Here is a 5,505-nt window from a genome sequence, read left to right on the forward strand (position 1 = left end):
GGTGACAGTCTGTGCGGTAGTATCCGGCTTCATGAAGGGGCCCTTGTTGAGGGGAAACGCGTGTCGCAACACGTTTCTACCGCAACTGGGGCCTTCTTCAATTCAGGAACGCGACTTCTTCATGAATTATTCGGGCTAAGCGTTCTGCGCGTAGATATCCATGATCTCATGCAGGAGATCGATGGCTTCGGTCTTTTCGCGTTGGAAGGAGTTCCGGCCGATGATCGAGCCGAAGCCGCCACCCTCGGCGATGCCGCGGATCTCTTCGAGCACACCGTCGCGGCCCTTCGCCGCGCCGCCGGAGAAGATCACCAGGCGGCGGCCGTTGAAGGCACTCTGGATGACGTGACGGACGCGGTCGGCGAGCGTGCCGATCGGAACGCCCTCGGCCTCGTAGACCTTCCGGGCAGCGTCCTGCTCGATGTTCTCGCTCGGCGGCTTCACCTTGATGACGTGGGCGCCGAGCTGGGCGGCGATCTGTGCGGCGTAGGCCGCCACGTCGATCGCAGTCTCACCCTCCTTGGAGATGCCCGAGCCGCGCGGGTAGGACCACACCACCGAGGCCAGACCCTTGCTCTTGGCCTCCTGGGTGAGCTCGCGGATCTGCTGGTACATCTCGTTGCGATGGGCAGACGCGGGGTAGATCGTGAAGCCGATCGCGACGCAACCGAGGCGCAGGGCCTCGTCCACGCTGCCGGTCACCGCCGGACACGGATCGGCACCGCCGTAGAGCGAATCCGAGTTGTTCAGCTTCAGGATCAGCGGAATCTGGCCTGCGAATTCAGCGGCACCGGCCTCGAGAAAGCCCAGTGGCGCGGCGTAGGCGTTGCAGCCGGCATCGATGCCCAGTTCGAAGTGGTAGCGGGGATCGTAGCCAGCGGAGTTCTTGGCGAAGCTCCGGGCCGGCCCATGCTCGAAGCCCTGGTCGACGGGCAGGATCACGACCTTGCCCGTTCCGCCGAGACGACCGTGATTCAGGATGCGAGCCAGGTTCGTGAGCGTTCCCGGGTTGTCGCTTCCATACCAAGAGAGGATTTCGTTGACGCGCTTGCTCATGGCCCTTGGGACCTCCGCATGAAAAGGGGATAGCGTCCACACCCCGCGGGGGCGGGAAACTGGAGGCGTGATGGATAGCAGACCCGAATAGCCCAGGTCGAGCCATACCGTATGTACCCCTGGCCCGAAGCAAGGTGACGCCAGGGCCTCAGCTCTCTAGCCTCCCGGCCCATCCAAAGGAGACGTACGACATGGCAGTTGCCTCCCTTCGTTTGCTCGTGATATCCGCAGCTCTCGTCTGGGCTTCCGCATGCCAGGTCGGAAACGTTCCACCAACAAAGGGGAATTCCGTGGTCATCCTGACGACGTCCAAAGGGACGATCGAAATCGAGCTCGACGCCGAGAATGCGCCGATCAGCAGCGAGAACTTCCTGGCCTACGTCGATTCGGGCCATTTCGACGGCACGATCTTTCATCGCGTGATTCCGGGCTTCATGGTCCAGGGCGGCGGATTCACCGCGGACATGAACCAGAAGAGCACCCTGGCGCCGATCGAGAACGAGGCCACGAACGGCCTCAAGAACGAGCGCGGAACGCTCTCGATGGCGCGCACCAGCGATGTGAACAGCGCGACCGCGCAATTCTTCATCAACGTCGCGGACAACAAATTCCTCGATCACACCAGCCCGGATCCGCGGGGCTATGGCTATGCGGTCTTCGCCAAGGTCACCTCGGGAATGGACGTCGTCGATGCCATCGTTGCGGTACCGACGGGGAACCACGGCGGCCACGGCGATGTGCCCAACGAGGCCATCACGATCGAATCAGCCAAGCGGAAGTAGCCCGGGGCGGCTGGCGGAGAAGCGTTCTACGCCGGCCGCCCGATCCGACGCGCCAGGTGGCGGACGGCGACGGCTGCCTCTTCCGGTGCCACCGCCGTGTAGCAGAGACGAATCCAATCCGCGTAGTCGCTGCCCGAAGAAGCCCCGGGCGAGAGAACGACGCCGTCTTCGAGACAATCCTCGAGGAAACCCAGCATCCCGCGTTCGTCCAACAGCGGGCGCACATCGACGAACAAGAAGCAGGAACCCTCCGGCGCAGGCAGGCCGAGTACCGCGGCCGCGTCTTCGCCGGCCTTGCGATACAGTTCGCGGGCGTTCGCAACCCAGGCCCCACCACCCTCCAATGCCCGGAGTGCTGCGCGCTGGCCCGCCTGCGGCGCATGATAGGCCGAGTGCACACTCACCTTGTGCGCTTCGGCGATCGCGGCCGCCGGCCCGGCGAGATAGCCCACCCGGTTTCCTGCCATCCCGTAGGTCTTCGAGAACGAATGGACGGCGATCGTCCGCTCGGGCGCAAGGCTCGCCAAGGAAACGTGGGACCCGCCGTAGACGTAGTCCGCATAGACTTCATCCGAGAGCAGCCAGAGATCGTGGCGACGTGCCAGTGCCGCAAAGGCCTCCAACCAATCCGCGGGAAGAACGCGGCCGGTGGGATTCGAAGGCGTACACACGTACAGCGCGACGCTGCGATCGGTGATTCGCGATTCGACGGCCGCGACCGCGTCCTCCAGCGTATGAACCCGGTCGTAGAACGGAACCTCCACCGGAACGCCGCGCTGGGATTGCACGATGCCGCGGATCAGTGGCCAGAAGGGAGCGAGGATCAGCACCTCTTCGCCGGGGTCGACCAGCGCGCTCACCGTGCAGGCGAGGCCACTGGTGGCACCGGCGGTCACGAGCACCTGATCGCGCTCCCAGGCGAGCCCGGTTCGTTCGCGCAGGCTCTCCACCAGGGCGTCTACCAAGGGGGGAATCCCGCCGGTCTCGCAGTAGCGGTGGAGGCCGGGAAGATCCGCCGTGTGGAGGTCTTCCATTCGCCCCCCCTCGAAGGGCTCCATCCAGGTATCGCCAACGTTCAAGGGGTAGACCGGCCCCTGGTGCTCTCGGACCCGGGCGGCAAGGGGCGAGTAGACGGAACTGGGCATCGCCGCGACGGCGCGGGCAGCCGGAGAAGGGGAGCCGGGGCGAGGCATGGCGGGGGACGCTACCTCAGTGGCTCCAGGGGCGCTCCAGGAGCACAGCCGTTTTCCGCGAGCCCGAACGCTCCGGCCGGTGTATCACGAGAACATGCACCTCGACCGGTCCATCTGCGAGCGAGCCCTTCGTGCCCGGGATGCCCGCTTCGACGGACGCTTCTTCACGGCCGTGACGACGACCGGCATCTACTGCCGACCGGTTTGCCCCGCCCGGATGCCTCGAACCAAGAACGTGCAGTTCCTCCCGACCGCTGCCGCCTGCGAAGCGCTTGGCTTCCGGCCATGTCGCCGCTGCCGGCCGGAAACCGCGCCCGGGACTCCCGCATGGGCCGGCTCCTCGGCCACCGTGAACCGGGCCCTGCAGCTGATCCAGGCAGGTGCTCTCGATTCCGGCAGCGTCGAGGATCTGGCCACCCGGCTGGGCGTCGGCGCGCGTCATCTGCGCCGGCTCTTCACGACCCATCTTGGCGCGACACCGAATGCCCTCGCGCGTACCCGGCGCACCCACTTCGCTCGGCGCCTGTTGGATGAAACCGATTGGCCGATGACCGATATCAGCCTCGCTGCCGGTTTCGGCAGCCTGCGCCAATTCAACGAAACCCTGCAGCAGACCTTCAAGCGCACGCCTAGCGAGCTGCGTCGGCTACGGCGCGGAGCGGGCGCGCCAGCTGGTGAGGCCAGGCTTCGGCTTCCCTACCGGGCCCCTCTCGAGTTTCCGGATCTGCTGACCTTCCTGACTCCGCGGCTCTTGCCGGGCGTCGAGACGATCGACGACGGTCGCTATCTCCGAGCCGTCGCGGGGGGCGAAACTCCGGGTTGGATCGAGATCGAGCCGATCCCCGGCGAAGCGGCGCTGCAACTCCGCTGCATCGGCGTCGCTCCGGCCCAGCTTGCAGGCATCGTCGAGCGCGTGCGTCGAATGTTCGATCTGGCCGCGGATCCGGCGCGTGTAGCCGAAGACCTTTCCGGCGATCCCAGGCTCGCACCGGCGATCGCTGCGCGGCCGGGCCTGCGCGTGCCAGGTGCCTTCGAGCCCTTCGAGATGGCCGTTCGGGTGGTGCTGGGCCAACAGGTCTCGGTGAAGGGGGCCACGACCCTGGCCGGACGCTTGATTCGCGCGGCGGGCAAGCCGCTGGAAGGCCTCCCGGAAGGCCTCGACTGGGCGTTCCCCTCGCCGGAAGCGCTCGCCCGGGTCGATGTGGCCGGAATCGGAATGCCCGGTGGGCGCGCCCGGGCCGTGAATGCCCTGGCCGAAGCCGTCGCGGAGGGGCAGGTCCGGCTGGGCGGAGAGGACGATCCGGATTCGGTCCAGGAGGCACTCTGCCAGCTGCCCGGGATCGGGCCGTGGTCGGCCCAGGTGATCGCCCTGCGGGCCCTTGGCGATCCGGATGTCTTTCCCGCCGGCGACCTCGGTCTTCGCAAAGCCCTGGGTGCGAATCGCAAGCTGGCCAACGAGCGCGATGCCACAGCGCGCGCGGAGGCCTGGCGGCCGTGGCGTTCCTACGCCGCGTTATGGCTCTGGACCGAGTAGCATGGCGACCATGAGCTACACAGCCCTCGAACTCGAACGCGAAGACTCGGTCATCTGGTGCACCCTGAACCGCCCCGAGGCATTGAACGCACTCAATCCGACGCTCGTCGATGAGCTGCACGCCTTCTACGACGAACTCAAGGAAGATCCCTCGGTGCGTGTCGTCGTGCTACGAGGCGCGGGAAAGGCCTTCTGCGCGGGACTCGATCTCAAGCAGGCGGGACCAGTCGGCGACGGCAGCGTTTCGTCCTCGCTACGCGGGCAACATCACATCGCGGAACTCTCCCTGAAGATGCGCCGCTTGCCGCAGGTCTTCGTGGCGTGCGTGCACGGCCCGGCATGTGGTGGCGGCTTCATGCTCGCGTTGGCATCGGACCTTCGCATCGCGGGTGAATCGGCACGGATGAATGCGGCCTTCATCAAGCTCGGTCTGTCCGGCTGCGACGTGGGGGTCAGCTACCTGCTGCCACGCCTGATCGGAGCATCGGTCGCCGCAGAATTGATCCTCACCGGGCGTTTCATCGATGCGGAGCGCGCCCGGGAGCTGGGCCTGGTCGGAGCCGTGGTGCCGGATGAGGCGCTCGAGGACGAGGCCCGCGGACTGGTGGCCGATCTCATGCGCACATCTCCCCTCGGTTTGCGGCTCTCGAAGGAAGCCCTGAACGCCAGCCTCGACATGAACAGCATGGACGCCGTGGTCAGCATGGAGGATCGCAATCAGGTGCTGTGCGCACGAACACGCGACTTCCAGGAGGGCGTCCGTTCCTTCCTCGAGAAGCGGGAGCCCAAATTCGAGGACGCCTAGCCCGAATAATTCATGAAGAAGTCGCGTTCCTGAATTGAAGAAGGCCCCAGTTGCGGTAGAAACGTGTTGCGACACGCGTTTCCCCTCAACAAGGGCCCCTTCATGAAGCCGGATACTACCGCACAGACTGTCACC

The 5,505-nt window shown here is 65.9% G+C and carries 5 protein-coding genes; 3 read left to right on the forward strand and 2 right to left on the reverse strand.

Annotation, left to right across the window (positions count from 1 at the left end; translation table 11 throughout):
- Window positions 1–135 precede the first annotated feature (135 nt).
- Complete coding sequence (locus GY937_13380; GenBank protein ID MCP5057698.1) at window positions 136–1,056, reverse strand: class I fructose-bisphosphate aldolase; 921 nt, start codon at window positions 1,054–1,056, stop codon at window positions 136–138.
- 191 nt (window positions 1,057–1,247) lie between these two features.
- Between GY937_13380 and GY937_13385 the strand changes: the two genes are divergently transcribed.
- Window positions 1,248–1,838, forward strand: coding sequence for a peptidyl-prolyl cis-trans isomerase (locus tag GY937_13385; GenBank protein ID MCP5057699.1), 591 nt, complete (start codon window positions 1,248–1,250; stop codon window positions 1,836–1,838).
- 26 nt (window positions 1,839–1,864) lie between these two features.
- On the opposite strand, the gene GY937_13390 is transcribed toward GY937_13385, so the two are convergent.
- Window positions 1,865–3,031, reverse strand: a complete 1,167-nt coding sequence (locus GY937_13390; protein ID MCP5057700.1) for a pyridoxal phosphate-dependent aminotransferase — start codon at window positions 3,029–3,031, stop codon at window positions 1,865–1,867.
- Between the two features lie 94 nt (window positions 3,032–3,125).
- Between GY937_13390 and GY937_13395 the strand changes: the two genes are divergently transcribed.
- Together GY937_13395 and GY937_13400 are read left to right on the forward strand one after the other, a co-directional pair.
- Window positions 3,126–4,565: a DNA-3-methyladenine glycosylase 2 family protein gene (locus GY937_13395; GenBank protein MCP5057701.1), complete on the forward strand. Its 1,440-nt coding sequence runs from the start codon at window positions 3,126–3,128 to the stop codon at window positions 4,563–4,565.
- A gap of 1 nt (window position 4,566) precedes the next feature.
- A complete protein-coding gene (locus GY937_13400; protein ID MCP5057702.1) occupies window positions 4,567–5,370 on the forward strand; it encodes an enoyl-CoA hydratase/isomerase family protein in 804 nt (267 codons plus the stop codon).
- The last annotated feature ends 135 nt before the right edge of the window (window positions 5,371–5,505 follow it).

This window comes from bacterium (assembly GCA_024228115.1).
Taxonomy (GTDB): Bacteria; Myxococcota_A; UBA9160; order UBA9160; family UBA6930.

What these genes read in the sequence shown, in the direction of transcription:
- GY937_13390 (MCP5057700.1), bottom strand. Translation starts at nt 3,031, where the DNA reads ATGCCTCGCCCCGGCTCCCCTTCTCCGGCTGCCCGCGCCGTCGCGGCG.
- GY937_13385 (MCP5057699.1), top strand. Translation starts at nt 1,248, where the DNA reads ATGGCAGTTGCCTCCCTTCGTTTGCTCGTGATATCCGCAGCTCTCGTC.
- GY937_13395 (MCP5057701.1), top strand. Translation starts at nt 3,126, where the DNA reads ATGCACCTCGACCGGTCCATCTGCGAGCGAGCCCTTCGTGCCCGGGAT.
- GY937_13400 (MCP5057702.1), top strand. Translation starts at nt 4,567, where the DNA reads ATGGCGACCATGAGCTACACAGCCCTCGAACTCGAACGCGAAGACTCG.
- GY937_13380 (MCP5057698.1), bottom strand. Translation starts at nt 1,056, where the DNA reads ATGAGCAAGCGCGTCAACGAAATCCTCTCTTGGTATGGAAGCGACAAC.